Below are 24,299 nucleotides of genomic sequence, written 5' to 3'. Positions count from 1 at the left end.
TTTTATCTGAAGCCATAAACGAATTTGATATGAAGACATTGCCAATTTTACTCAGTTTTGCCGCCTTAAGCGGATGTGATATAGGTTCCGCCGGTAAAGGAAACGATATCAGCGGTACCTATGTGGCCAACTATCATAACGAGTTTTCACATGTCCAGGACACCATCGTCCTGGAAGCAATAGCGAAAACAGGGACTTATATTTTTCGCTCTCACGGTCTCATTACCGGCCAGTTAGACGGCAAGCCCCTGGCGCCCCAGCACCCAAGAACCAAACCTGAAGAGGCCACCTTTGATATAAATGGCGGCGTACTCCGCGTGGGATCACAAGGCGATATATACCAATATCACGTGGACAGCCAGTGGATCACGCGCGGCCAAAGCACTTACAGGCGGATCAACAATTAAAATGACTACTGCTGACCTTCATCACAGCACGGATCATTTTGTACCATCCAACACGCCCACTTTTAGTCACTACTAGCAGGTAGCTCTCCTTCATCAGTTACCGGCAAGCCGGAACATTATATCCGGCCACCAACACACTCTCACACAGCACCAACAGGCATCGCTACCCGCTTGCGACTGCCAAACGGTCTCAGACCGTAAGGGCCTGCCCATGCCTACACATTTTCAGACAATTAATGCCTACATACAATGAAATTAAGAACCATTGTTGCCGGCCTGGTGCTGGTCGGCTGTCTCACCATCTATCCGAACACTACGCAAGCGGCCATACCTATTGCGCAGATCATCAAGGAAGCCATCGTAAAGGTCATCAAGGCGGTCGACCTGATGATCCAGCGGCTGCAGAACGTCACCATCAAACTGCAGAGCGCTCAGAAGGCGCTGGAAAACGCTATGAGTAAACTCAAACTCGACGAGATCAGTCAGTGGGCTGAACGGCAGCGGGACCTGTACCAAAAGTATTACGATGAACTATGGCGTGTCAAAACGGCCATCGCCTATTACCAGCGGATCAAAGAGATCATTGCCCGGCAAGGGCGGGTAGTAGATGAATATAAAAATGCGATGGCCATCTTCAAACAGGATAAAAATTTCAGCCGGCAGGAACTGGATTTCATGTATCAGGTTTACTCCGGCATCCTTTCTGAAAGCGTCAAAAACCTCGATGAGGTAATGATGGTGATCAGCTCCTTTGCCACTCAGATGTCCGATGCAGAGCGGCTGGCGCTGATCCAGCAGGCCGCAGATAACATTGACCGCAACCTCTCTGCACTTCGCTCCTTCAACGACCACAACGTGCGACTGAGCCTATCACGGGCAAAGGGTATCCACGAAGTGGAAATGATCAAAAAACTCTACGGCCTACCATAAAATTTTCATCCCATGAAGCATATACTCATCACTGTAATACTGCTTGTAACCGTGTCCGTACAGCAGGCCGGTGCTCAAACCTTCAATGAATGGTTCAAGCAAAAGAAAACACAGATCCGCTACCTGGTCGAGCAGATCGGCCAGCTGCAGCTTTACCTGGGCTACGTCAAAAAGGGGTATAACATCGCCCAAGGCGGTCTGTCCACTATCAGCAACATTCGCAATGGCGAGTGGGACCTGCATAAAGATTTCTTCGGATCACTGAAGATCGTCAATCCCCGCATCCGCGACTACGGGAAGATAGCCCAGATCATCTCCAATCAGCAATACGTGGTACGGGCCTGCAGCAATGCCTTTAAACAAGCCAAAAGCTCTGAGCAGTTCACTCAAAAAGAAATAGACTACCTCATGGCCGTATATGATAACCTGCTGACCCAATCGGTTAAAAACATCGACGACCTGCTGCTCTATATCACCAGTGGCAAACTGGAGATGACCGATGACCAGCGGATCCAGGCCATCGACCGTGTCCATGTCGAAAGTGTGTCCCAGCAAGTGTTCGCTTCCGGCTTCAGCGAAGATCTCCAACTGGAGGCACTGCGTCGCAAGGCCGAGAAAAACGATGCCACGCGACTCCAACATTATTATCACTTAAAACCATTAGCGCCATGAAAAGAAAAATAATTGTAGTGGCACTAGGGATGCTACTGACCATTACGCTGGTACCCAACCGGAGCGCCGGCCAAAGCCACGAAATACAGCAACTGTTATTAAATGTTGAAAAGCTGGACCAGCTGCGCCAGATCCTTGACCAGATGTACAAGGGTTACCAGGTGCTCAGTCAAGGCTACCAGAAAATAAAAAATATTACTTCCGGCAACTTTCAACTGCACCAGGTCTTCCTGGACGGCCTGCTACTAGTAAGTCCAGAGGTGCGTAAATACCGGCGCATACCTGACATCATTAGCTCCCAGCTTGAACTGCTCAAAGAATATAAAGCCGCCTACCGCAACTTCCGGGAGAGCGGACAGTTCTCGTCCAGAGAGCTTGACTACCTCTATAAAGTTTACAACGGACTGCTCAAAGAGAGTGGTGACCAACTGGAAGAACTGGCCATGATCATCACCGACAGCAAGCTGCGTATGAGTGATGCAGAAAGGATAGCGGGTATCGACCGGATATTTAAAAGCATGGAAGGCAAACTATCGTTTTTACGGGATTTTAACCAGCAATACACTGTTCTTGCCCTGCAACGCAGCCACAACAGGAAGGATATCAACATCACCGGTGACCTGCATGGTGTAAGGTAACTATTCAATTTCTTACTTGACAATAACCAGATTATGTGTAGAATGATTTTGTGTGTAACGGGCACTCTGCTATTGATAATACTGCCCCAGCTGGCAACAGCTCAGGACGTCAGCGATGATATCCATAGCCTGCAATCAGTACTGGACCGCATCTATAACGAGATGATCCCTATGTGCGGAAAGCTGATCAACGTCGGGCGGGCCATCGCCGGATTTGCAGCGCTATGGTATATCGCTGCCAGGGTATGGAAAAGTATTGCTACGGCCCAGCCCGTGGACTTCTACCCTTTGTTCCGGCCATTTTGCCTGTGCCTTGTCATTAGTTTCTTTACATACGTGATCGCGATCATAGACGGTGTCCTCTCCCCCACCGTCAGTGGCACGGCCGCTATGGTCAAAGATTCAGAGAAGGCCATACAGATGCTGCTGGCCGAGAAAGAGAAAGCTATCCGCGAATCCGATACCTGGAAGTCCCTGGTGGGAGAATCAGGTGAAGGTGACCGTGACCTGTGGCTTAAATATGCTCACCCCGAGCAGTCAACGGATGGAGAAGCCTGGTATGAACGCATCAGCAATAATATACAGTTTTCTCTTTCCAAGGGCTATTACAAATTCAAAAACCAGGTCAAGCAGTTCTTTGCCGAGGTACTGCAGATACTATATGAAGCAGCGGCGCTCTGTATCAACACCATCCGCACTTTCATCCGCATCGTGCTGGCCGTGATCGGGCCACTGGTCTGCGCCATCGCCGTATTTGACGGTTTTCAGCATACCCTGGTCGTCTGGCTGGCCCGCTATATCAACGTCTACTTGTGGTTGCCGATCAGTAACATCTTTGGAAGCATCACCGGCAAGATCATGGAGCACATGATCAAAATAGACATCGAACAGATCAACCTGACCGGTGATACCTTCTTTTCCAGCGCAGACATTGGCTACCTCGTGTTCATGATCATTGCCATCATCGGATATATGACCATTCCCAATGTCGCCAATATGATCGTCAGCGTCGGAGACCGGACGGCTCTTTCCGATAAGGTCACCTCGATGTTTGGTGGTGCTACCTCCTATGTGGCGGGTGGCGCTACCGGCATGTTGCGCGATCAGTTTGTAGATGCCCGTCAGGCTACCAACTCCACCTTCAGCGGTGGTGGCTTTAGCGGCGGCTACTTCCCTAATGGCAGTGCAAGTGATTACCAGCGCAGCAAACTGAATGGATAGCTCCCCAACCCGCCATACACCAACATCACATCTGCCTCACAGAAAAAACTGACATCGTATGTTCCGGAGCTTAAAAAACATTGAATCCGCCTTTAAATATGTGCGACTGTTTACGCTGGTCGTTATCTGCGCCAGCGCTACAGTGAGCTGCTACACCATGTTTGTGGCCATCGACAAAGTCCAGCAAAGCCAGCAACGCATCTACCTGCTATATAACGGGAAGGTGCTGGAAGCTGTCGCCAGTGGTAGAAAGGAAAACGTACCGGTTGAAGCACGTGACCATATCAGCACTTTCCATAAGTATTTTTTCAGCCTTGACCCTGATGAAAAAGTGATTGAAAACAATTTGCGCAAAGCACTGTATCTGGCCGACCGCTCTGCCAAAAAGATATATGATGATTTAAAAGAGCAAGGATATTATTCAGGTATCATCACCGGTAATGTTACCCAGGAAATCGAGGCAGACTCTATCCAGGTGGATATCAGTAACTACCCCTACCGCTTCCGTTATTACGGCACCCAGCGTATCACCCGCACCACTACTGTCGTCCTGCGCAGCCTGGTAACCGAGGGCCATCTGAGAACAGTGGCCCGAAGCGACAACAATCCTCACGGCTTTCTCATCGAACGCTGGGCCATACTCGAAAACGTCGATCTGCAAACCATCAAAAGATAAGCCATGAACAAGCTCTCTCCTTTCTTACATATCGTCTCTTATTCCTGCAATAAAAACAAGCAATATATGTGGTGGAAAAAAAGACATAACCAAAAAGAACAGCCCAGGCGCATGCCGGGAGCTACCCGCCTGTTTCAACTGGTGCTGACCGCCCAGCGTAAATGGGCGGCATGGATGGGGAGTAAAGCCAGTCGCTGGTCCAGGCGACAAACCAAACTATATCTGGCCATTTTTTGTGCTGTCATCGGTGGCACCTGCGTCCACATCCTCATACAGGCATTCAGTGGCCAACCTTCCATTCGCGTCAGCACGCATGATAAGATAAGTATCCTGCCGATGGGACAGGCCATGCAGCGTGTCGAGTTTACCGAACTGGAAGCGGCCCGCATTAGCGGCTTTATCCGTTACCTGGACAGTTTGCAAACCACTCCGACCGGCATGCAAATGTACCTGGAACTGGCCCGCAACCGCCCAGGACTGATTGACAGCCTCCAGACCATCCGCCAATTTCTCAAACCATAAAAACATATTTCCATGACAGAACATTCCCAACAGTTTTTGCGCAAACGAAAATTTTTACTTGTGCTGCCCGTGCTCATCATACCACTCACCATGCTGCTGGTCTGGTCGATGGGACTTGGTAAGGCCGATAGCTCCGGCATAGCGCCGAAAGGTAATGGCTTTAATGTCAACCTCCCTTCTCCTGATCTGGCAGGCGGAAAACCTACGGACAAGTTAAGTCTTTACCGTGCAGAGGACGAAGACTCGATGCGCCTGCACCGCCAGCGGGGGCTTGATTCCACCTATTCCCGGTCAGGATTAAATGAACCTCCCTTCCAGGATACTGCCATTACCGCTCCCCGCCGCCGACATGGTATCCTGAACGCCGGAATAGATCAACATCCGGATGAAGCACGGATCCGTGAACGCCTGGCCGCACTGGACCGCGAACTGAACAAAGCATCTACGCCAACAGAAGCGGCAACCGATCCGAATGCACCTTCCAGTGAACGCTATGATACAGAAATGCAACGACTGGAGCAGCTCATGGGGCAGCTTTCGGCGGGCACCAGCGAACAGCCCGATCCACAAATGAGCCAGGTAAAAGAGGTGCTCGAGCGTATCATGGATGTGCAGCATCCCGAACTGGTGCGCCAGCGCCTGCAGGAACAATCCAAAACCCAGAAAGGACTTGTACTGCCAGTTACTACCTCTGATGACGAGCCTATATGTGATTACCTGCAGGGTGGTGCTCCCGCTGTGCGCCTCGCTGACTCCAGCCGCCCTACGCTGGCAGATTCGCTGCACGGTAAAGCGTTCCCTGTGACCCGTGCCAGCCGCGCAGGATTCTATGAAGTAGATCCTGCCGGTATGCAGCAGATGGACGCCAATGCTATTACTGCCGTGATCCACGACACCCGTACCGTGGTAAGTGGCGCCACCGTCAAATTCCGGCTGACGCAGGATGTATTTGTGCAAGGACAACAAGTTCCTGCAGGCACTTTCCTGTTTGGTGACTGCAAACTGGAAGGGGAACGGTTACAGGTAAACATCAGCGCTATCCGCATTGGCAACTCACGGCTACCGGTATCGCTTGCGGTTTATGACTACGATGGCAACATCGGTATTCCCATACGGGATATGGGTAACAAACAAACCACTAGCCAGGGCGCCGACCAGGCGCTTCAAAGCCTGCAGCTCTATTCGATGGATCCATCCATCGGTGCACAGGCTGCCAGTGCAGGCGTAGAAACAGTTAAATCACTGATCCGCAAAAAAGTCAAGCTGGTAAAAGCTACGGTCAAAGCCGACTATCCTGTGCTGCTGATCGACACCAACGCACAAGGGAAGTAAACAAACACTTACAACTAAAAACACCAAATGATGAAACGTATCTTCTTGCTGGTGGCCATCACCATTGTATGCAGTATTACGCTTAACTGCTATGGGCAGACGAATCCGGTAAAATCACTGGCGTCACTGTCACTCGGCGTATCTGCAGAGCGTACCACCGTGCTCATCTTTCCTGCCAACATCTCAAGAGTGGATATCGGCACCCCTGACATCGTAGCCAAGACCGTTAAAGTCGGCAATACCGAAAAAGTGCTGCGCCTCAAAGCTACCAGGCCGGATGTAGCCTCTTCCAGCATGCACGTGTTTACCGATGATGGCAAGGTTTACCCGTTTGACCTTGCGTACACCCGCCAGCTGGAGACCGATACCTGGGACTTTACCACCATGGCTACCTCGCCCGTTACCGAAACCGGTCAGATCTCCGGTAAAATGTTGCCTGCCCAGGTGCGGCAGACAGCCACCGGTATGTGCGGTCATGTGCGAACAATGATTGGTCTCAAAACCAAAAGCATGGGGATAAAACTAACGGTGGAGGGCATCTACTACCAGGATGGCGTGTTGTTTTTTCACCTGCTGGTACACAACCGCTCACAGATACCCTATCAACTGGACTTCGGCCGCTATTACATCCGGGATCAGAGAACGTCCAAACGAACTACACTGATGGAAAAAGAAATACAACCACAATATGAGCACAGATGCAAGGAGGCCGCTCTGCCTGGTGGCGGCAGCATGGCCATTGTAGCAGCCTTTGATCAATTCACCATTGCCGACCGCAAGCAATTCATGATAGAGCTCTATGAAAAAGGCGGGGACCGCCACCTGCGCTGCCGTATCAAAGGCCGGCATCTTTTGCGCGCCGAACCGCTGGCAGCTGCCGGGCGTTCCATACCTCCCGAAATGGCAGGTACTCCCGGCAATGGTGCGCAGTAAATGACATCAGTAACCGAAAATATTTGCGTTATGCTACACAATTCAGTCAACCGCATTGAATACGACCTGCAGATTTGGGACAGCCATGAGAAGAAGCTGGACAGGATCTTTCGCCCCCAGGAGCGACAAGGCCGCAGCTTTGACAAAGCCCGCTACCAGTACTACCGTTCTGTACACCGGCGCTACGCTGCCAGGCGAAAGGAATTGTCCGGAGAAGAAAAGCAAATGCTGCGCTATCTGCGGGATGCTCTGAAGGTACAGCGCAAGGACGTTTACAAAGGATGGTGGCGCAGGAATTTCCACCGGCTTGTCAACCTCATAGGCCGTATCAGCGACCGGATCACCCAAAGCGGTCCGGCTTACACACCAGGCCATTATGATTTGGTGCAACAGCAGCGGCAACAAAACATGCAGCAAATACGCAAGGTACTCTCCGACCATGGCATGGAACAGGCCATACCAGAGGTAGAGCGGCAGATGAGGGAAAACGCGCCCTCCTTTACTGTACCCTATAGTGTATATGTCTCTAACGGGAAAACCGCCGAATATCACCTGCACATTAACAAGGTCGATGATGATGGTATTTACCAGTTTGAAAAATACGATGCCCACCTGCGTTTTGATAAGAACCCCTCCATGAATCGCAGCCAGCAGTTTCGTGTAGTCGACGACAAGACGCTCAAAGCCGATCAGGCACTTAACCTGCTGGAGGGGTGGGCTATTGAGCAACCCATTCAGGACGCCAATGGCAAAATTGTTCGCAGCTGGGTACAGCTGAACTTTAACGAACGGGACGGCACCGGGGCTTACCGGTATATACAAACACCATCACATGCATTTGATCTGGAAAAAGCCGCCCATGGCCTTCCAATCCGGGAGCTGAATACACCCGCCTCCCGCCGGGAGCTATTCGATGGCCTGCGGGCAGGTAAAGTAATGCCTGTAAAAGTTCGGGTAGGCGTTCAGGATATTGAAATGTACGCGGTGGCCGCGCCACAGGATGGCAGGATAAAAATACTCAATCAGTCAAGAGACGAAGTGCCACTGAGCGAACTTCCCCGGCTGGCGCAAACGCTCGCCAACCAACAGTCTCAATCCAACCAACAGGGGCCTTCTATTCAGCCTTCGCAGTCCAATCAGCCGGCACAGGCGAATGCCCCACAGCTTTATATAGATCAGAACAACTCAACATCCACTAAAAAATTGGACAACAAAAAGCCACTTGTTCGCAAAGTGCCCAACAAAGGCTCTACCCGGCGGATATGATCGAACAAAACAAGCACCGGCACTACCCACAATTATTGTAAACCAATAAAACAAAAGTCATGACACAAGAGGAAAACCTGCAAGCACTTTTTGATGACATGAAATACAGTGCTGGCGCTGAAACTCGTCACAATGCCGCCATTACCTATCATGTAAAGGCAGGCACTGAACCCTTTACATTAAAGGAAGAATCCTCCGTTGACGGAAGTCGGCTCACCACAGACCTGGTATTTGGCTACGGCCACTCCGAAAAAGACGGTTACCGCTTCTTTTATAACGGGGTAGACGCAGCGCTTATTAATATTCCCATTCCAGCGATACAATTGGGCAGTCTGGACGTGAGCGCGCTGGAAAATATGCTGCGCTCGAGGCCCACGATGGATTATGAGCAGCCCGCGGCAGAACGCGAGCGGTTCTATGTAGAGCAAAAGCAGTCATATGATCATATCGTCAATCACAAACTCCAGGAGCTGGCCGCAACAGACAAGGAACTGTTTCACCTGCTTGTTGCCAAATACTCACCTGACCTGACATTTACCCAGGATGAGCAGGACTTGACCTACCAGCAGCAATTACGTGATCAACATACCGTCCGGCATTTTTTTACACACCATAAAAATATCACTCTCCTGGAGATACCGAACCTGTTAGAGGGGCGCCCTGTGCAAAAAGAGTATTTTAACAAAAATGACGAAAAGTACTCCACCTGGATCTGGCTGGATCTGACAAAACAGAAGGAGAATGGCAACTATGAATGGCGCTATGCCTCTTTTGACCTGGAGGCGAAACTGGATGAATTCAATTTTCCCAGTCTCGACGATCCGAAGAAACATGAGAAACTACTCAGGAATCTAAAGAAAGGCTTCCAGGTAGAGCTCAGTGCCCAACACAAGGACGGCAACACCCAGTATGTGACCATCTCCGTCAACTCTGAACATGGGACTATCCACATCTATGCTGACGGCAAACTGCAGCCTCATAACAACTATCGTAAAACGCCGCGTCAGCGCCGCTCCAATAGCGTGGTACAGCTCGACGGCCCTGCAGACAGGTCAGCCACCAGAGGTGGAACACCAGGCAACAATGTATCCTCTCCCGAGCATCCGGCACAGGCAGAAAAACAGTCTGGCGGCAACAGTCCGGCGGGGTCAGCCAAAGCGGATAATAACGGGCAAGAGAACACGCCACATCAGCAGATAAATACCAGGATGGATGCTCATAAAAAGCCTATGACGATAAGGGTGCCAAGCGGTAAACGTCATGGCAAGGGAATCTAGCGCAGAGCGGGAACGCAGAGAGGCAGCACTGCGCAAAATTGCCGGACCGGATGGCGATCATCAATGGATGAGACTGGAAGCAGATATGAAAAAGATTGGCCTGGTGCATTTGACAGAAGCTTTTTTGCGCGAAAGTTTCGGCAGGGATCAGTCGCTTTTACTCAGACCCTGGCACCAGATGAAAGACGGCAGCGCCATCCTCATTTTTGACGTGCGGCGGCATGCCCACACCCATCAATATTATCTGCATGGCTATGAAGCTGCGATGACAACGTTAGTTGCTGCCAGCTACAAGTACCTGGATGTACGGCAACTGAGTGCCAGCCAACACTTCCTGGCCTCCCAAGGACCACTACCCAAGCCACGACACGCCATACAGCAACTTAAGACGATGTTGCTTGAAAAAAGAAAGCAGCTCGGTGTCGGCTATAAAATACGCCATCCCGGTAAAAATAGGGGGCGCTCTCTATAAAGGTATTAGGATAGCCCTGACGGTTCAGACCTATCAGTGGCCTACAAATATGTGTGACCAGAAACCAGTGACGCATGAACAACAAACAATATGAACAGTACTGCCGGCTGCAGGAAGCCATACGCGGTTATGGATTTCCGCAAGTTTATGACCAAATGCTCTCCATGGCGGTCAAAGACGACCCACCGGGCTTTCGCATCAATCTACTGGACTTCAGCAGTGGCGAACGCATTCGATATAAACTGCAGTTTTACAAGTTTGATAGCCAGGATGACTATACATTTGATCACTATCAGCTCTTCCGCAGAGGTGAAATACCTATCAAAGCCACCGTCATCAATGGCATAGATACCGCGCTGGTGGACGCGCGCATGGGCGAGATCAACTGGCATGGGATCAATGAGGATCTGCTGCGCAGAGATGAGGAACGGGGATCCGGCCGACTTCATCGAGAGATCAACCGGCTACTTTCAGACCTAGACAGACTAACCGTCACCGAAGAAGGCACCCATCTGATGGAGCTACTGGCGACCAAGCACCTGGCCTTTACACCACTGGCGGCTGGCTCTCACATACATCCCAGGCTGGAGGAATTAGACCAGACCTATAGTGACACTGTAAAAATTTCAACCAGACGGCCCGATGCGCCTATTGCCAGAGACGCCATTTTCATTTTAAGCACGCCACCACAGGAGAGAACCGACTACATGGCCGGCCATGAAGCGTATGAAGTACGCACAAAGGGCTATGAACACAGATCCACCAAAGAACAGCATCTCAGTGTTGGGGTATACAATGATAAAAGCAGGTATTTCACCACGCTGAAAAAGGCGGTCGATCATATTGAGCGCATTCCCCTGGATCAGTTCGACCCTATCATCGTGATCGCCGACCGGTTGCCTCTGATGATAAAAGAAGCCATCATTTATGACTGTACCGATGACCAGGTAATAGCTGTTAAAACATCCAACTGGGACCTGAACAAAAAAGAAACGCTGGTCAACAATATCATCAGCTGGCATCTGACTGAAGGTAAAACAACGGCAGCCGACTTCAAGCAAAAAAGTGGTCTTGCCCTTTCCAGTTATGGACAGCCTGATGAAAAGGGGCTTACCTACCAGGTATACCCGCCAATAGGACCCGCCGACGGGCATCGCCATCGTAAACCCTTCAAACGTAAGGATCCTCCAGACAATCGTGGCTTGCACATGTAAAAATTATTATCCATGGACAACAGTACATATTCAGAATATTGCCGGCTGCAGACAGTACTGCGTGCAGTCGGCGTGGGCCAGCAGGCTGATGGTGGGCTCGCTAAAGCGGTCAAGACAAATGCTCCGCACTTTCAGCTAGACTATGCTCAGCATAAGGAAGGCGGTAACAGGTTCAGCTTCCAGCTCGCATTTTATCAACTGGATGGTGCAAAGCCATATACGCTCCATCATCTCCATGCGACGCTACAACGGCCGATAGACATTCCTGAAGTTGAGATCAACGGTGTCAATAGTCTGGATCTCGACTGGCGGATGTCAAAGATCAACTGGAACTTTTCTGAACGCACGACAAACAATGATAACCGTTTCATCACCGACCCGCAGGCCATTCAGCGTGCAGTCCTCGAAGTGATGACAGACCTGGGTACACTGGAATGCGCAGAGGTGGGAAAGGATGTGTGCAGGCGGCTGGAAGCAAAATACTTCTACCATTCCGGTATTACCAACGTTCACCCTTTAAAAGATATCTATGAAAAAATACTCAAGGAACACTCCATGCGCCATACCTTTTACTTACCGGAGCAAAACTGTCTTACCTTTGACAACCTGTATCGGGCCATGAGGACAGGCCATCTTCCCACGATCCAGCCAGCACAGCTACCGCTGCTGGAAGTAAAAGTTAACAGGTTATCTCCCTATGAATATATTGTTACCAACGGCCGTGTAACAGTAAGTGACAGCCTGCAGCGGTATTTCAGCTCTTTTAAGAACGCCTTTGAACATGCGCAAGCCGTAGATGACCGGCATTTCTTTCCGGAACATGTACTGGACAAAAACCTGGATTTTGTTATCTGCAATGTTAACATCATCGATGCTCTGGACAAACAGCTTATGGCCACCAAGCGAGTCCTGTGGAAAACGGAACAGACCCCGCAGATCCGGGGCAATCAACTGTCCTGGTGGCTGCAGCGGGAAAAGATCAAGGCCACCGATTTCGAGCTACAGACCGGCTATCCGCTGACCAAAATGAAGACACTGGATGGAAAGCCGGACGTTTATATTATTGACAAACACGCCTTAAAAAGTTCCCAGCCGCTTTCGGCCCGTTATCTCCTGCGACGGCGACCAAAGCGCAAAGGTGGGCATGGTGGATTGTAGCATTATAACCAATACCGGCGTCACCAAGGGCATAGACCCTATCCATTGAGGGCATCTATTATTACTATCAAAGACAACGATTGTATGAAAAAACTTCCGACTAAGCAGGAGCTATTGCAAATCCTAACCGGAATGGGTTTTATGCATCTCTGTGAAGAAGCGCTGCAAAACATGGAGCAGGGCAGATCTGTCTTTAACCTGGAAGCCGTCCGTCAATATGCGCGCGGCAGCACTCAACCTAAAGACTTCGCCGGTTACATACTGAAAGTTGCTAACGGGCAAGTGCAGCAAATGTCGGTGACGGTCGTTCGTCTGGCCAAAGACGCTCACACCGGGAAAGTGAACCCTTTGCATATCACCGAAACCTACCGGGGTACAGCGGACCCGATACCCAGCGGGCCAGCCGCCTACTATACACTTAAAGAGGTGCTGGACCGGGTAGAGAAAGCAAGACATATGCGTCCAAAGAAGATAAAAAAGCCATTTACCCGCCGCTCCGTTCATCGAAAGGGACGCAGGCCACGTGGTAAATAAGGTAACGGTACCTAACACCTGAACAATTAAATATCACCTGCCATGGATCAACATAAAATAAACCGCGACAACGCAGAAGATTTTGCAGGTCTGCTGTACCGGAAAGGGTATCGTGACCGATATACGATATCCGACTATGGGGGACGCCCAAAACAGTCCGGCCCATTGTTACAGTTACTCGCCGAATTTTTACGCCACTTTGAAGGCAAACAACTAGCGCCAGAAAAATGTACACTGGAAACCAGATATTTCAATGTGGCCTGCCGTTTTGATGTGAGCTATAACCAGGTAAACGGCTTTAAAGTCGATCAGATGACAGTTAAACAGGAAAAGACCAATGAACAGCGCTCCTATCGTTTTCGCCACAACCATCAACTGCCGGGCGCCGCAACCCTTTCCGGCCTGTTTCCTCAGCCTAAGCCCTGGGAGCGACATTTGCGAGGCCGGGGATTCCGGTAACAGACATAGCCCGATTATAAGGGAAAACAGTGCCCCCGTCTGCTGATACTCTTAAGCAACCAGCCATCATCAGGCCAGAGGCCACACCTTCATACATCTGCTTTATACAGCATCAGCGCCACCCATCCGGCAACAACACCTTCATAACACAGACCTGAGCAACGAAACTTCTTAAAAAAAGCAATCGTATGATCGATACATGGAAATATAAGGTGATAGCGCAAGGACGCGACTACTCCATACAGATGGAGCGCTTTGGAACACTGGGTCCATTGATTGTCACTGACGAGTTTTATTTCAACCATATGGAAGAAGCCCTTCTTGCCGTACTTACCAGGAAACCTGGGATGATCGATCTGGAAGGCAATGGCAGCGGAAGCTATTATCTGGACAAAATCAATATACAGGATAATCGCAACGGACAACCGCTGGCCCAGTTGAAAGCCATCACCATGGACAAATCTCCGGAGGGTGATCCTGTCCCCGGCATTTACCTGGCATTTACTACAGAACTTGAAACAGCCTGTCAGCAACTCCAGCTGAACCCGGACCTATTTGCAGGACATTATGGGCCCAACGGAGTGCTACTGGCCCGCTATTCTTATACCCAACGAGATGGCGTGGTGCTTTCTCATGCGGACGACATAGAAGAACTTGTCGAACGAATCGCCAAAAAACGGTCAGTACCCTGGCAGTATTGCCTTAGTGCCAGAGACATGCTCTACGCCGGTACTCAGGCAAACCAGCCCTATCAGACCATCTGCCGGCATTATCATTACCCGGATTATCACACTGCCTTTACCGGTCTGCTATTAACCAACCCGGTGGACCTTGATGCCTATCTGCGCATGCACCTGATGGATAAAGACAGCTATACCGCCAGTGTTGCGCTAACCACTCGCCAGGCCGAACCGCTGGCGCATTTGTCCCTCATTAAATCAGACGGCTATCCCGGTGAGCGCCATGTCGGGATGTATATCACTTTTACAGCGCCACCGGATGCCATCAAAAATCTGGATAATATGCCTGCACTATACGGTCACTCACACAAACTGTGGACCTACGCCTTGTACCGTTACAATAACAATGGCGAGTCGTTTGCCCCTGTTACCAACTTCTTCCGGCTACTTACACGCTGTATTGTACCCAACAATGCCGTACCAAAAGAAAAAGGCAGTTATTCGCTGGAGTTTGGTTACAAGGATATAGACCTCTCACCGGGCAAAGATCCATCTGCGCAACTCATCCTGCATAGCGCCGACTTACACTACAAAAATCTTGATGATGCCGTGCAGGCCTTGTTTTCCATCCATAATCAGCTTTTCAGCCCTGTTCATCAGCAGGCTTATAGTTTTTTTATTCCCGCTGCCACGATAAAGCACACCGATGACGGACAAGCGGTGATGACCAAAAGCATGACACTTGACAACCCGAACCACTTAAAAAACGGCACTGACCTACAACTGATGAGAGACCAGCTCACACCTGAAGTGCTCTCCAGTATTCAAAAATGCTTTCAACAGCCCGGCTCACGCGCCCTGCCCGGCACCATTCAGCTGCCACCTGTTGCGCCCGATGAGAGGGATCGCCCCCAACAGCGGGAGCAGGGAGAACATCTACACTCCCAAAAAAGAAGGAACGGTTTGTAGCAGCAGCCAGACCTGCCGGTTACTTTAAAGTATTATAAGCCCTGAGCGAAGAAAATGTGATTGACAATGAAAGGCTTATTGACATATTACGGCGGCAAGCAAAAACTTGCTCCATATATTCTTGAACTCATACCCACACACGTTTTGTATGCGGAACCTTTTGCCGGTGGGGCGGCCGTATTTTTTAACAAGCGACCGTCGAGGGTAGAAGTGCTCAACGACACCAACGGAGAGCTGATGAACTTTTATAAAGTCGTCAAAAGCCGTTTTGACGACCTGTTCACATTGGTTACAACCACACTGCACAGCCGGGAAGAACATCAACATGCCTGGATCATTTACTCCTACCCAAAACTGTTTGATGAAGTCAAACGCGCCTGGGCCGTATGGGTGCTCAGTATGCAGGGGTTTTCAGGTCAGCTGAACAGTACCTGGGGGTATGACGTTACCGACAACACCACCTCCAAAAAAAATATCGTTAGCCGGCATGAATTTACCCGCCAGTACGCCCGGCGCCTGGAAGGTGTGCAGCTGGAAAATGCCAACGCCCTCTACATCATTAAAAGCAGGGATCATGCGGATGCATTTTTCTATTGCGACCCACCTTATTTTAATTCTCACCTCGGCCATTACAAGGGATATAGCAAGGAGGACTTCATCCAGCTGCTGGAAGCACTGCAGGCCATTAAAGGGAAATTCCTGCTTTCCTCCTATCCGTCCAAAGTACTGGAAGAATTTGTGAGCCGCAACGGCTGGCAGCAGCAGCAGTTCGAACAACTGGTAACCGTCAATATCAAAAACGGTAATCCCAAGTCGAAAACGGAAGTGCTTACGTCCAATTACCCACTGTTACCCAACAACCAGCTTTTACTTTTTTAATCTGAAAACACCAAAGCATAGCATCATGAAGCGAATGTCATATACCCTTTTAAAGAAACAACTTGAAGATATCGGGCTGGATCGGGACGTTGCCCTCACGGTATTTGCTAACCTGCCACTGGAGGCGCCAATGTATGAAATCAGCTGTCCGGGGGATTACAAGGGGCACCGTACCCAGATTATATTACAATTTCTCAAGCTGGACCAGTCAAATTATCACAGCCTGCACCAGTATACCTTGCGGTTGTACAGAACACCACGCCATAGACATACCATAATAGGTGATATCGATACCGCAGCGCTGGAGCATCGCATGCGGGCCATCAACTGGCATTCTCCTATAGGTAACGATGAAGCCAGCGCCAGGCAGGCAGTGGCCGTTTGGCTGGATATGCAGCAACTGGCATCAACCATTGGAGGACGCCTGGCAAAAGAGTACCTGGAACTTAAGTACTGGTCTAATACCCCCTTTGTCACAAGCGAACACCAGGCACTGTATGACCTTTTGCAAATGCCGGTGGCAGGAGAAATAACAGTTGGCGTTAAAAATGGTAAGGCCCTGGCCATAGACCAGGCATGCCGGTATTTATTAGGAGAGATCAATCTCAACCGCGCTAAATACGGCCCGGAGCAAACCTACCTGATGCGATGCGAAAAAATGGACCTTTCTCTCATTTTACAGCATAACCGCCATCCGGAGTTGACAAAAGAGGACCACTACTTTACCACGCTAAAGAAGGCTTTTGAACATATGACTCAATATCCGGACGCAGCCTTTAGTCCACAAGGAGTGCGACAAGAGGGGCTTGATCACTGGATCCAATCGATACAGCTAGTAGACGGCAGCGATGGCGCCACGCTGGCCAGACGCAAAGGGTTATGGCCTCCGTTTTACCGCAGATGGATAGACGACGCAGCCTGCACTGGCCTTACCCTCAACTATCACCGGATCAGCCGTGGGGAATTTTGCCAGGAGACGGGTTGTGAACTGGAGCTGGAAATCAACACCCAATTAGATGCGAACATTTCTGTGCTGCCCAAACAGTCGCTACCACCTGTATTGGAAAAGAACGGCCACCCTGTAAACATGCAACACACCCAATACAAACAAGTGGCCGCGGCCAGTAATGGTAGCCATCGCTACCCCCCTGCCGTAACATTTTCTACAAAACATTAAAGCATACTTTATGAGTAACGATCTGCTGCCCTTTCAACTATATCTGGGCGGGTATGAAATCAGTGATTCTGCAGAGCGCAGGCATTTTTATGAGCTCCATCACTTTCCAACGCTGGCCAGTGCGCTGACGGCGCTACTGACGATAGACCCACAATCCTATAACGAGCCGGTAGCCCAACGTAACAAGGCTTCCCACTTCTATGAAGCCGCCCAAATCACCGCGCCAGGAGCAGATGTAGCGCTTCTTCAAATAATGAGCCTTTCCTTTGACGACGTTCCTGAAGCAGCACCACCAGCCGGTATTTACCTGATACACTCTGACGAACTGGATATGCGGACACTTATGGGACTGGGCCCTTTTACCTTTAACGAGTTCTCCTACTATGACCCGAAAGGGGCTTTGGTGCTGCTCGCCCCCATGACCTATGAGAACAAGCTGATCATTGCCCCTGACCCCGCACTAAAAAGCCTACAAAAAAAGCTGCCGCAAGATCCACCCTTTGAGCTACAGGTGCTACGCCAGGGTTTGTATAATCAGGATGGACAAAGATATCCCGACAGAATGTACCGGGAGGTATTTCACTTTGAAAGTATAACTGCAGCCATGGTACATCTGGTCCAGCAGGACTTTAGAGCCACCAACGAGGATGTTGCAGGACAACATGTGCTGAATAATATGATCAGAGAAATGAACCTCGCGCTATCAACTGGTGAAAGGCTGGCATCGGTTGCCATGTTCGCTGATGAAAGCGCAAAAGATGATAACGGCATCTATATTATTTTTCATAAGGACACCCGCGAACTACAGGCGCTTACCGGTATGGATCCTACTATAAATTTAAAAAGCGAGGACTCCTCCCCTTATTTTAAGTTATTCCATTTTACCAACGAAGGGCACGACATCTATCCTGACCGTAATTTCTATCAGCTTGCCCAAAACTTTTTAGGAGATAGGATGGAGGAAACCCTGCAAAAGTACGCCCGGCGGCACCCGTGTTTGCTCATCACCGAACTACGGGTGGCCGCGCCAGGCGACCAACAGATCGCCCCTTTTATATCCGAGCAGCAGTATCCCTTTTTTGAGCAAGCTGTCAGGGAAATCGCGGTGCGATGCTCGCCACCGGCGACAGCAGGCCAACAAACAGATCCTATGTCGGAGCAACTTGTCCGCTATAATGTTACGGGCCCCAACCATGAAAAACCACTGTTCACCCTCGAGCAGATCGCAAACAGCGAGGGAGACACAGGTAGTTATAAACTTCGACTCAATGATGAACTGCTATCTGCGCACCAGACGGTGGCCTTGCAATTCTATTTTGACGACCTGGTGCGCCGGACTGGCATCCATCTGGAACTTGAGGTGACGCGCGACTTTGAGCAGGTCCGACGCCAGCAAACAGCTCCAGACAAATTAAACTGGTTACGCCGGGGCGGCGGCCCAAGATAGTGCAACGTGCGCTTCTGTCTCCAAAGCGCGCTGCTTATAGACACCAAGCGACACAATACCTACATAGTAGTTTGAATAGTGAAAGAAATGGAAAGTGTGAACTACATACATGCAATAGATTGTTTGACAGGGCTCAAAAACCTACCTGAAGAAAGTATCCAGTGTTGTGTGTCCAGCCCTCCCTACTACCGCCTGAGAGACTATGGCGTGGATAGCCAGGTAGGCATGGAGGCTACTCCGGAAGGCTACGTGCAGCGGCTGGTAGAAATATTTACCGAGGTAAGGCGGGTTTTAAAAAGCGATGGCGTGTTATGGCTTAACCTGGGTGACAGTTACTGGCATGGTAAACCGGCAGCCCAGCAGGCAACCGGACCGGTAAGTAAGGATTCCTATCAATTGAAGCAAAAGGACCTGATAGGCATCCCCTGGGCGACGGCTTTCGCCTTGCGTGACAGTGGATGGCACCTTCGCCAGGATATCATATGGGCCAAACGTAACTGCATGCCCGAATCAGTACGCGACCGCTGCACCAGAAGCCATGAGTACATCTTTATGTTGACAAAATCACCGCAGTATTTCTATAACGGAGAGGCTATCAAAACCACCAGGAGCGAGTCTTCGATTCGGCGTGATGAGCGAGGCAAGGGAGAAAGTAACAAATACGCTAAGGGCATTCCCGGCACAGGTGACCAGGCTATCCACCAGCCCAAAGCCCCACTTAAGCAGGACGGCCACGGCATCCGTCATGCGGGTTTTAACGAGCGCTGGCGCCAATCAATTAAGGAACAAGGTGAACCTCTCAAGGCCAATCGCCGCAGTGTCTGGACTCTGCGAGCAGCCAATTTTAAGGGCGCCCACTTTGCCACATTTCCATTGGAATTGCCACAGCTCTGCATCCAGGCTACCACCAGAGAAGGAGATATCGTCCTTGACCCTTTTGCAGGTGCGGGTACCACGCCGCTGGCTGCGGCCTTACTAAATAGAAAGTACATCGGCTTTGAGTTAAATCCGCTGTATGTCGAAATCGCCAAAGCCCGGTTAAAGCAGTCTCTGGGACTATTTTATCCGGATTCAAATCTTTGATTTTTTCACTTAATACATTTTGTTATGTCCAAATTATTTGATCCAAAATTTTACAGTTCCCTACAGGGAGAAGACGCAGTGCAGGCAAGACTTTCCGGCATGATGCCCATAATGGACATTGCAGACCAGATATTTTTTGTGGACGTTCGTATCGGAGAGCTAAGGGCCAAGGATAATTTTTTAGCAACACCGATAGATCTGAATAACGGAGGTCACTTTGATTCTGTTAAAAAGGAACATCTGTACCTCTACAATAAAAAGACACAGTCAGAAGCCATTATACCGGCAGATCCATCCACCCTCTTGGACGACAAAAACCTGGTAGTCATCCGCTTTCCCACAGCTTATGCTTTGGATCCTATCGCTGCCGCACGATTGAACCAAAAGGATGAGCGGGCTTATTTGAAACAGTATCCTATGGTCATGTTCCGCAAAGCAGAAGTAATGCCCTTGACACCGGAATTAGTATCTCAAATTACTGGCATCAAACTGCCGGCAAATGAGCAAAGGAATAAACCCAATGTGAAGCCCAGTAATATCAAAAAGAAATCACGTGGCATATAAATCATTCGCCGAAAACGAGCTGTTAATATTATAATTAGCAGTGCTCACTGATGGCTATTTATCTACCACTCTGAATTTCTTTCCGGATACTATAACCGTAAGCCCACTTTCATCATATGGGAAACGGCTTACAGAACGTGTGCTGATCATTTGTATACTTTTGAAAAATCAGGGAGAAACTGCGATACTATAGCGGTTATACTAAAGCGCTGGTTAGTAATATTAAATTTCCGATATTAATAATGTCTTAAAAAGAGAACAATGCATTCCGAAGAAAACCAAAATCGGATAGCTGCCTGGCAGCAACAGATGCTGGACAGATTTGGCTGGTATATTCACTTTGTCCGTGGTGGGGATGAATATCCCTGCCAGACCAACTATCATACACATGGGCTGCCTGAAAAATTTGGTCATCCGGACCTGCAGATCTGTCTTAACATTCCGGTGGATAAGGCAAAATCGATGTTTCATACCCTGGTGGATGAAATTAATGCGGGCAATAAGTTCTGTGCCGATCAGACATATCTAGGATTATTACATGGCGAATATCCCGTTCGCTTTGCCGGCGCCCAGGAAGGCGGTAGAAAGCTGTTGCGGGTTTTAGTTCCGGACCAACATGGGCAGCTGATCGAGTCTCCTTACAATCAACAGCTCACCTTATTAAAAGATGGCTATCCTTTACCGGCACTGGATTATACACCCAATGATATTGAAGATATCGGTGATGTGATAAATTTCATAGTCGCATTAAAGACAAAGTACGAATTGCCATTTCATCCGGATACCATTATGGAAGACTACCGCGTGCAGGGATCAGAGGCATCTGTCTTTACTCCGGTTGAAGCAGCGCAATTGAATACTGTAAGGGCGCGTTGCTTTGAAATCTGCGGACAGGATTACGACTTTTATGTCTTATCCGAGCAGTTGATAGCACTGATCGAACAACAAAAGCAGCAGCAGGAACAAAAAACAGACAACCGCCCCAAAGCTCGGCGCACCCGCAAGCGATGACAAGTCCGGACACAGCTTACCGCCTGGTGTTAAAAAATCCGCTGCAAACCGGATTATAATGGCCAACACAATTGGCAAATTCCCCCAGCCCCCAACGGCTCAAAATACAAATCGTACTTTTATTGTTTCAAACTATACTTTTTTTGTATCGTTTGAACATAAACTATTCTCGCAATAGTCTGTTTTTCGTATTCCTAATTTATATATGTGTAACGAGAATGAAGAGCTGGCACTTTTCCTGAAAATACTCGGAGAGAATATCCGGCAATTAAGGCTTCGGGCAGGCAAGGACATCAGAACAGTAGCAACGGAAACAGATATACCGATACAGGATTTGATTGAGATTGAGGCGGGAAGATCGGCCCGCCAAAACGCCCGGTATCTGGTGATTTTCTGCAAATACTATGGTGTTGAATTTCCCAGCCTGTTTAAAGGATGGTGATTAAGCAACTTAAAAAAACGGATAGTTGCGCAAGGGACATCTGCCGGCAGATCACTATGACTGGATAATCGCTGCTTCAAACTCATTCTCTAACTCAAGAATATGAGCCGGTACCTGGTCTTTAGCCGCGATTTCAAACCGCCCCTGGTCATTTTTCTGCATATGAATCCGGTATGGCTTACCGGCAAGGGGAATATAAATCTGGTATAGCTGTTTATAGGCGGTATTAACAGGATGAAACTCGACGAGTTGTTCCGTCTCTTCAATGATAAACGATTTGGAGAAGCGGGTTACCTTTGGGCTCATTTATCGAAGATAAAAAATATTCATCCTTCATCGGCAGAGATAACGTTCTTGCTCAGGCGGGATACTAAGTGAGTCTGAGATTAAAATTAGAATGGCTTTCAACGGCAATATGTTTTTCTTTGTAAATTGAGTATACAACCAAAAAGGTGCAACCTTGTCCCCATCTCAGCAACTAAATTCGGTCTTTAAGGAGATTTATAGAAAGTATTATCCCCGGGTCTATGCGACCGCATACTCTCTGCTGCGACAACATGAAAAAGCCCAGGACATCTCACAATCTGTATTCCTTCGGTTGTGGGAAGGCTGGGATACGATCACACCGGAAAACCTTGAAAGCTACCTGGTGACCATGGCCAAACACGCCGTATTGAATGAATTTCGCAAAAATGCTGTACAGGCCAGGTACAAGACCTATTTAAAGGAACGTTTCCAGGAATCTACTGACAATGTAGAAGAACAGGCAATACTGCGGCAACAACTCTCCTTATTGGAAGAAGCTGTACAACAATTACCTACACGCCAACAGGAAGCATGGCGGCTTTCAAGAGAGAAAGGAATGACCTACAAGGAAATAGGAGAAGCCATGCATATTTCAAAAACTTCTGTAAAGGAACTTTTACAAAAAGCGGTGCAGGCATTAAAGTCTGCTTTACAATCTTTTCGGTCCTACCTGCTTGTTTAATAAACTTTTTTTTCGAGGCCCACCCTCCCTCCGCCTGTACAAAAGTGTCTACTTTATCTGAAAGTCACCCAAAGTCATGACAACCGAAAAGTTCCAGTTGTTGCTGGAAGGGTATTTGAATGGACAATTATCCAACCATGAATTGGACAGGTTCCTCTCTGCCCTTGACGAGCCAGTACATCAGGAACAGGTGCTGCAATTTCTGGAATCAAAACTGCGGGAAACCACCACCATGTCAAACCCGGAATTTATAGACAGGGGTTATGAAGGACTGATAGAATTGATCAGCCATGGGACAAATGATCCAGGTTCCAGCGTTTTACCATTGCCTCCAGCAAGGCGTCTCGGTAGGCAGTTATTAAAATACGCAGCAATAGTTATTACCAGCACCCTTATTATCAGCGGAATATGGTATCAGCTGGCCAATAGGCAGCGCCGTTCTGCACCACCGGACGGGAAAGCAAAGGCGACACAACAGGTAGACGCTCTCCACCATCCATATATAGCTTTTGCAGATGGGGATATCATTGTGTTAGATAGCCTTGCAGAAAAAAGCGAACGCTTGCGGCAGTTGGGAGCGGCTATTGATTTAAAGAACAGGAGGGTCACCCTCCCAACTCACGGCCAGCCTTCTGGTACCACATCTGAGCCCGCAACACTGGTTACTCCACGGGGATGCCAATATAGCATTACACTTTCTGACGGTAGTACAGTGTGGTTGAATGCGTTATCCAAATTGCAGTTTCCCCTTCAATTCCCTAACAGTGGGCGTCAGGTGGCTTTAATCGGGGAAGGGTTCTTTGATATAAGCCCCAATCCTACCCTCCCATTCCGAGTGGGCATTGGATCCGTTGCCATAACTGTGTTGGGCACCCAATTTAACATCCAGGCTTATACTGGCAATTCCGCCTTGCGGACCACGTTATTGCAGGGGAAGGTGAAGGTGTCAGACGAAAAAAGGCATTTTGCACTTGCTGCCGGCCAGGTACTGCTGATCTCGGGCGCCAAATGGAATGTGTCCCGCGCGGTTGATACCTCACAGGTAGTGGCATGGAAACAGCAGCTTTTTGATTTCAGGAAAGCAGACCTGCGAACAATCCTCCCTGAACTGGCAAGGTGGTATGATATTACTTATGAAATTCCTCCGAAGGTCAAAAAAACCTTCAGTGGCAGAATACCCAGGACGGCGGATATTTCAACTGTCCTGCAGATCCTGAAAGAAAGTGATATCCGTTACCGTCAGGAAGGGAAAAAAATCGTATTTTACTGATAATAGGTTAACTCCGGTCCGTCCTCTTTCTATTCTCCTTTCACATCGACAAGTACCCAAAAAATGGCGGAAACTGTC

The 24,299-nt window shown here is 49.2% G+C and carries 27 protein-coding genes; 26 read left to right on the top strand and 1 reads right to left on the bottom strand.

Annotation, left to right across the window (positions count from 1 at the left end; genetic code table 11):
* The first annotated feature begins 29 nt into the window (after positions 1-29).
* The 24 genes from GO493_RS05475 to GO493_RS05360 all read left to right on the top strand — a co-directional run bounded on the left by GO493_RS05475 (position 30) and on the right by GO493_RS05360 (position 21,963).
* Positions 30-407 carry a hypothetical protein gene (locus GO493_RS05475; RefSeq protein ID WP_157305084.1) on the top strand — a complete coding sequence of 126 codons (378 nt, stop codon included), beginning with the start codon at positions 30-32 and terminating at the stop codon, positions 405-407.
* 249 nt (positions 408-656) lie between these two features.
* Positions 657-1,337 carry a conjugal transfer protein TraI gene (locus GO493_RS05470; protein WP_157305083.1) on the top strand — a complete coding sequence of 227 codons (681 nt, stop codon included), beginning with the start codon at positions 657-659 and terminating at the stop codon, positions 1,335-1,337.
* 12 nt (positions 1,338-1,349) lie between these two features.
* Positions 1,350-2,009: a hypothetical protein gene (locus tag GO493_RS05465; RefSeq protein WP_157305082.1), complete on the top strand. Its 660-nt coding sequence runs from the start codon at positions 1,350-1,352 to the stop codon at positions 2,007-2,009.
* Positions 2,006-2,647 (top strand): TerB family tellurite resistance protein, encoded by a 642-nt coding sequence (locus tag GO493_RS05460; protein ID WP_157305081.1) that lies wholly within the window; start codon positions 2,006-2,008, stop codon positions 2,645-2,647. The genes GO493_RS05465 and GO493_RS05460 overlap by 4 nt, the downstream gene beginning before the upstream one ends.
* Positions 2,648-2,680: 33 nt before the next feature.
* Positions 2,681-3,868, top strand: a complete 1,188-nt coding sequence (gene traJ, locus GO493_RS05455) for a conjugative transposon protein TraJ (protein WP_157305080.1) — start codon at positions 2,681-2,683, stop codon at positions 3,866-3,868.
* Positions 3,869-3,926: 58 nt separating this feature from the next.
* A complete protein-coding gene (traK, locus tag GO493_RS05450; RefSeq protein WP_157305079.1) occupies positions 3,927-4,544 on the top strand; it encodes a conjugative transposon protein TraK in 618 nt (205 codons plus the stop codon).
* A 3-nt stretch (positions 4,545-4,547) separates the two neighbouring features.
* The gene (locus GO493_RS05445) at positions 4,548-5,066 is read left to right on the top strand and encodes a hypothetical protein (RefSeq protein WP_157305078.1); all 519 of its coding nucleotides are present in this window, start codon (positions 4,548-4,550) and stop codon (positions 5,064-5,066) included.
* A 12-nt stretch (positions 5,067-5,078) separates the two neighbouring features.
* A complete protein-coding gene (gene traM, locus GO493_RS05440; protein ID WP_157305077.1) occupies positions 5,079-6,398 on the top strand; it encodes a conjugative transposon protein TraM in 1,320 nt (439 codons plus the stop codon).
* 30 nt (positions 6,399-6,428) lie between these two features.
* A complete protein-coding gene (gene traN / locus GO493_RS05435; RefSeq protein ID WP_157305076.1) occupies positions 6,429-7,331 on the top strand; it encodes a conjugative transposon protein TraN in 903 nt (300 codons plus the stop codon).
* A gap of 30 nt (positions 7,332-7,361) precedes the next feature.
* On the top strand, positions 7,362-8,597 hold the full coding sequence (locus GO493_RS05430) for a hypothetical protein (RefSeq protein ID WP_157305075.1): 1,236 nt from the start codon (positions 7,362-7,364) through the stop codon (positions 8,595-8,597).
* A 59-nt stretch (positions 8,598-8,656) separates the two neighbouring features.
* The gene (locus GO493_RS05425) at positions 8,657-9,874 is read left to right on the top strand and encodes a hypothetical protein (RefSeq protein ID WP_157305074.1); all 1,218 of its coding nucleotides are present in this window, start codon (positions 8,657-8,659) and stop codon (positions 9,872-9,874) included.
* Positions 9,858-10,346, top strand: coding sequence for a hypothetical protein (locus tag GO493_RS05420; RefSeq protein ID WP_157305073.1), 489 nt, complete (start codon positions 9,858-9,860; stop codon positions 10,344-10,346). Before GO493_RS05425 ends, GO493_RS05420 begins: the two co-directional genes overlap by 17 nt.
* A 74-nt stretch (positions 10,347-10,420) precedes the next feature.
* Positions 10,421-11,560 carry a hypothetical protein gene (locus GO493_RS05415; protein WP_157305072.1) on the top strand — a complete coding sequence of 380 codons (1,140 nt, stop codon included), beginning with the start codon at positions 10,421-10,423 and terminating at the stop codon, positions 11,558-11,560.
* A 12-nt stretch (positions 11,561-11,572) separates the two neighbouring features.
* Positions 11,573-12,718, top strand: coding sequence for a hypothetical protein (locus GO493_RS05410; RefSeq protein ID WP_157305071.1), 1,146 nt, complete (start codon positions 11,573-11,575; stop codon positions 12,716-12,718).
* A gap of 132 nt (positions 12,719-12,850) precedes the next feature.
* A complete protein-coding gene (locus GO493_RS05405) occupies positions 12,851-13,252 on the top strand; it encodes a hypothetical protein (RefSeq protein ID WP_157305070.1) in 402 nt (133 codons plus the stop codon).
* A 42-nt stretch (positions 13,253-13,294) separates the two neighbouring features.
* On the top strand, positions 13,295-13,711 hold the full coding sequence (locus tag GO493_RS05400; protein ID WP_157305069.1) for a hypothetical protein: 417 nt from the start codon (positions 13,295-13,297) through the stop codon (positions 13,709-13,711).
* 188 nt (positions 13,712-13,899) lie between these two features.
* Positions 13,900-15,360: a hypothetical protein gene (locus tag GO493_RS05395; protein ID WP_157305068.1), complete on the top strand. Its 1,461-nt coding sequence runs from the start codon at positions 13,900-13,902 to the stop codon at positions 15,358-15,360.
* Between the two features lie 66 nt (positions 15,361-15,426).
* On the top strand, positions 15,427-16,239 hold the full coding sequence (locus GO493_RS05390; protein ID WP_157305067.1) for a DNA adenine methylase: 813 nt from the start codon (positions 15,427-15,429) through the stop codon (positions 16,237-16,239).
* Between the two features lie 25 nt (positions 16,240-16,264).
* A complete protein-coding gene (locus GO493_RS05385) occupies positions 16,265-17,416 on the top strand; it encodes a hypothetical protein (protein WP_157305066.1) in 1,152 nt (383 codons plus the stop codon).
* Positions 17,417-17,426: 10 nt separating this feature from the next.
* Complete coding sequence (locus GO493_RS05380) at positions 17,427-18,863, top strand: hypothetical protein (RefSeq protein ID WP_157305065.1); 1,437 nt, start codon at positions 17,427-17,429, stop codon at positions 18,861-18,863.
* Positions 18,864-18,950: 87 nt separating this feature from the next.
* On the top strand, positions 18,951-19,946 hold the full coding sequence (locus GO493_RS05375; RefSeq protein ID WP_157305237.1) for a DNA-methyltransferase: 996 nt from the start codon (positions 18,951-18,953) through the stop codon (positions 19,944-19,946).
* Positions 19,947-19,970: 24 nt separating this feature from the next.
* A complete protein-coding gene (locus tag GO493_RS05370) occupies positions 19,971-20,510 on the top strand; it encodes a hypothetical protein (protein ID WP_157305064.1) in 540 nt (179 codons plus the stop codon).
* Between the two features lie 261 nt (positions 20,511-20,771).
* Complete coding sequence (locus GO493_RS05365) at positions 20,772-21,521, top strand: DUF4262 domain-containing protein (RefSeq protein ID WP_157305063.1); 750 nt, start codon at positions 20,772-20,774, stop codon at positions 21,519-21,521.
* A gap of 205 nt (positions 21,522-21,726) precedes the next feature.
* Positions 21,727-21,963, top strand: coding sequence for a helix-turn-helix domain-containing protein (locus tag GO493_RS05360; protein ID WP_157305062.1), 237 nt, complete (start codon positions 21,727-21,729; stop codon positions 21,961-21,963).
* Positions 21,964-22,017: 54 nt separating this feature from the next.
* On the opposite strand, the gene GO493_RS05355 is transcribed toward GO493_RS05360, so the two are convergent.
* Positions 22,018-22,269 (bottom strand): hypothetical protein, encoded by a 252-nt coding sequence (locus GO493_RS05355; protein ID WP_157305061.1) that lies wholly within the window; start codon positions 22,267-22,269, stop codon positions 22,018-22,020.
* Between the two features lie 154 nt (positions 22,270-22,423).
* Here GO493_RS05355 and GO493_RS05350 point away from each other — a divergent pair, with 154 nt between their 5' ends.
* Positions 22,424-22,951: an RNA polymerase sigma factor gene (locus GO493_RS05350; RefSeq protein WP_157305060.1), complete on the top strand. Its 528-nt coding sequence runs from the start codon at positions 22,424-22,426 to the stop codon at positions 22,949-22,951.
* 76 nt (positions 22,952-23,027) lie between these two features.
* Positions 23,028-24,221: a FecR family protein gene (locus GO493_RS05345; protein ID WP_157305059.1), complete on the top strand. Its 1,194-nt coding sequence runs from the start codon at positions 23,028-23,030 to the stop codon at positions 24,219-24,221.
* Positions 24,222-24,299 lie beyond the last annotated feature (78 nt).

This window comes from Chitinophaga tropicalis, assembly GCF_009758205.1.
Classification (GTDB): Bacteria; Bacteroidota; Bacteroidia; order Chitinophagales; family Chitinophagaceae; genus Chitinophaga; species Chitinophaga tropicalis.
Note: the sequence above shows the minus strand (reverse complement) of the source record. Positions and strands in the feature narration are given on the sequence as shown.

Excerpts from the sequence above, each read along its gene's own strand:
- GO493_RS05470 (WP_157305083.1), top strand. The coding sequence starts at position 657 with ATGAAATTAAGAACCATTGTTGCCGGCCTGGTGCTGGTCGGCTGTCTC.
- GO493_RS05425 (WP_157305074.1), top strand. The coding sequence starts at position 8,657 with ATGACACAAGAGGAAAACCTGCAAGCACTTTTTGATGACATGAAATAC.
- traJ (WP_157305080.1), top strand. The coding sequence starts at position 2,681 with ATGTGTAGAATGATTTTGTGTGTAACGGGCACTCTGCTATTGATAATA.
- GO493_RS05445 (WP_157305078.1), top strand. The coding sequence starts at position 4,548 with ATGAACAAGCTCTCTCCTTTCTTACATATCGTCTCTTATTCCTGCAAT.
- GO493_RS05410 (WP_157305071.1), top strand. The coding sequence starts at position 11,573 with ATGGACAACAGTACATATTCAGAATATTGCCGGCTGCAGACAGTACTG.
- GO493_RS05420 (WP_157305073.1), top strand. The coding sequence starts at position 9,858 with ATGGCAAGGGAATCTAGCGCAGAGCGGGAACGCAGAGAGGCAGCACTG.
- GO493_RS05370 (WP_157305064.1), top strand. The coding sequence starts at position 19,971 with ATGTCCAAATTATTTGATCCAAAATTTTACAGTTCCCTACAGGGAGAA.
- GO493_RS05465 (WP_157305082.1), top strand. The coding sequence starts at position 1,350 with ATGAAGCATATACTCATCACTGTAATACTGCTTGTAACCGTGTCCGTA.
- GO493_RS05360 (WP_157305062.1), top strand. The coding sequence starts at position 21,727 with ATGTGTAACGAGAATGAAGAGCTGGCACTTTTCCTGAAAATACTCGGA.
- GO493_RS05405 (WP_157305070.1), top strand. The coding sequence starts at position 12,851 with ATGGGTTTTATGCATCTCTGTGAAGAAGCGCTGCAAAACATGGAGCAG.
- GO493_RS05415 (WP_157305072.1), top strand. The coding sequence starts at position 10,421 with ATGAACAACAAACAATATGAACAGTACTGCCGGCTGCAGGAAGCCATA.
- GO493_RS05475 (WP_157305084.1), top strand. The coding sequence starts at position 30 with ATGAAGACATTGCCAATTTTACTCAGTTTTGCCGCCTTAAGCGGATGT.
- GO493_RS05345 (WP_157305059.1), top strand. The coding sequence starts at position 23,028 with ATGACAACCGAAAAGTTCCAGTTGTTGCTGGAAGGGTATTTGAATGGA.
- traN (WP_157305076.1), top strand. The coding sequence starts at position 6,429 with ATGAAACGTATCTTCTTGCTGGTGGCCATCACCATTGTATGCAGTATT.
- GO493_RS05375 (WP_157305237.1), top strand. The coding sequence starts at position 18,951 with ATGGAAAGTGTGAACTACATACATGCAATAGATTGTTTGACAGGGCTC.
- GO493_RS05365 (WP_157305063.1), top strand. The coding sequence starts at position 20,772 with ATGCATTCCGAAGAAAACCAAAATCGGATAGCTGCCTGGCAGCAACAG.
- GO493_RS05380 (WP_157305065.1), top strand. The coding sequence starts at position 17,427 with ATGAGTAACGATCTGCTGCCCTTTCAACTATATCTGGGCGGGTATGAA.
- GO493_RS05385 (WP_157305066.1), top strand. The coding sequence starts at position 16,265 with ATGAAGCGAATGTCATATACCCTTTTAAAGAAACAACTTGAAGATATC.
- traM (WP_157305077.1), top strand. The coding sequence starts at position 5,079 with ATGACAGAACATTCCCAACAGTTTTTGCGCAAACGAAAATTTTTACTT.
- GO493_RS05355 (WP_157305061.1), bottom strand. The coding sequence starts at position 22,269 with ATGAGCCCAAAGGTAACCCGCTTCTCCAAATCGTTTATCATTGAAGAG.
- traK (WP_157305079.1), top strand. The coding sequence starts at position 3,927 with ATGTTCCGGAGCTTAAAAAACATTGAATCCGCCTTTAAATATGTGCGA.
- GO493_RS05395 (WP_157305068.1), top strand. The coding sequence starts at position 13,900 with ATGATCGATACATGGAAATATAAGGTGATAGCGCAAGGACGCGACTAC.
- GO493_RS05430 (WP_157305075.1), top strand. The coding sequence starts at position 7,362 with ATGCTACACAATTCAGTCAACCGCATTGAATACGACCTGCAGATTTGG.
- GO493_RS05400 (WP_157305069.1), top strand. The coding sequence starts at position 13,295 with ATGGATCAACATAAAATAAACCGCGACAACGCAGAAGATTTTGCAGGT.
- GO493_RS05390 (WP_157305067.1), top strand. The coding sequence starts at position 15,427 with ATGAAAGGCTTATTGACATATTACGGCGGCAAGCAAAAACTTGCTCCA.
- GO493_RS05460 (WP_157305081.1), top strand. The coding sequence starts at position 2,006 with ATGAAAAGAAAAATAATTGTAGTGGCACTAGGGATGCTACTGACCATT.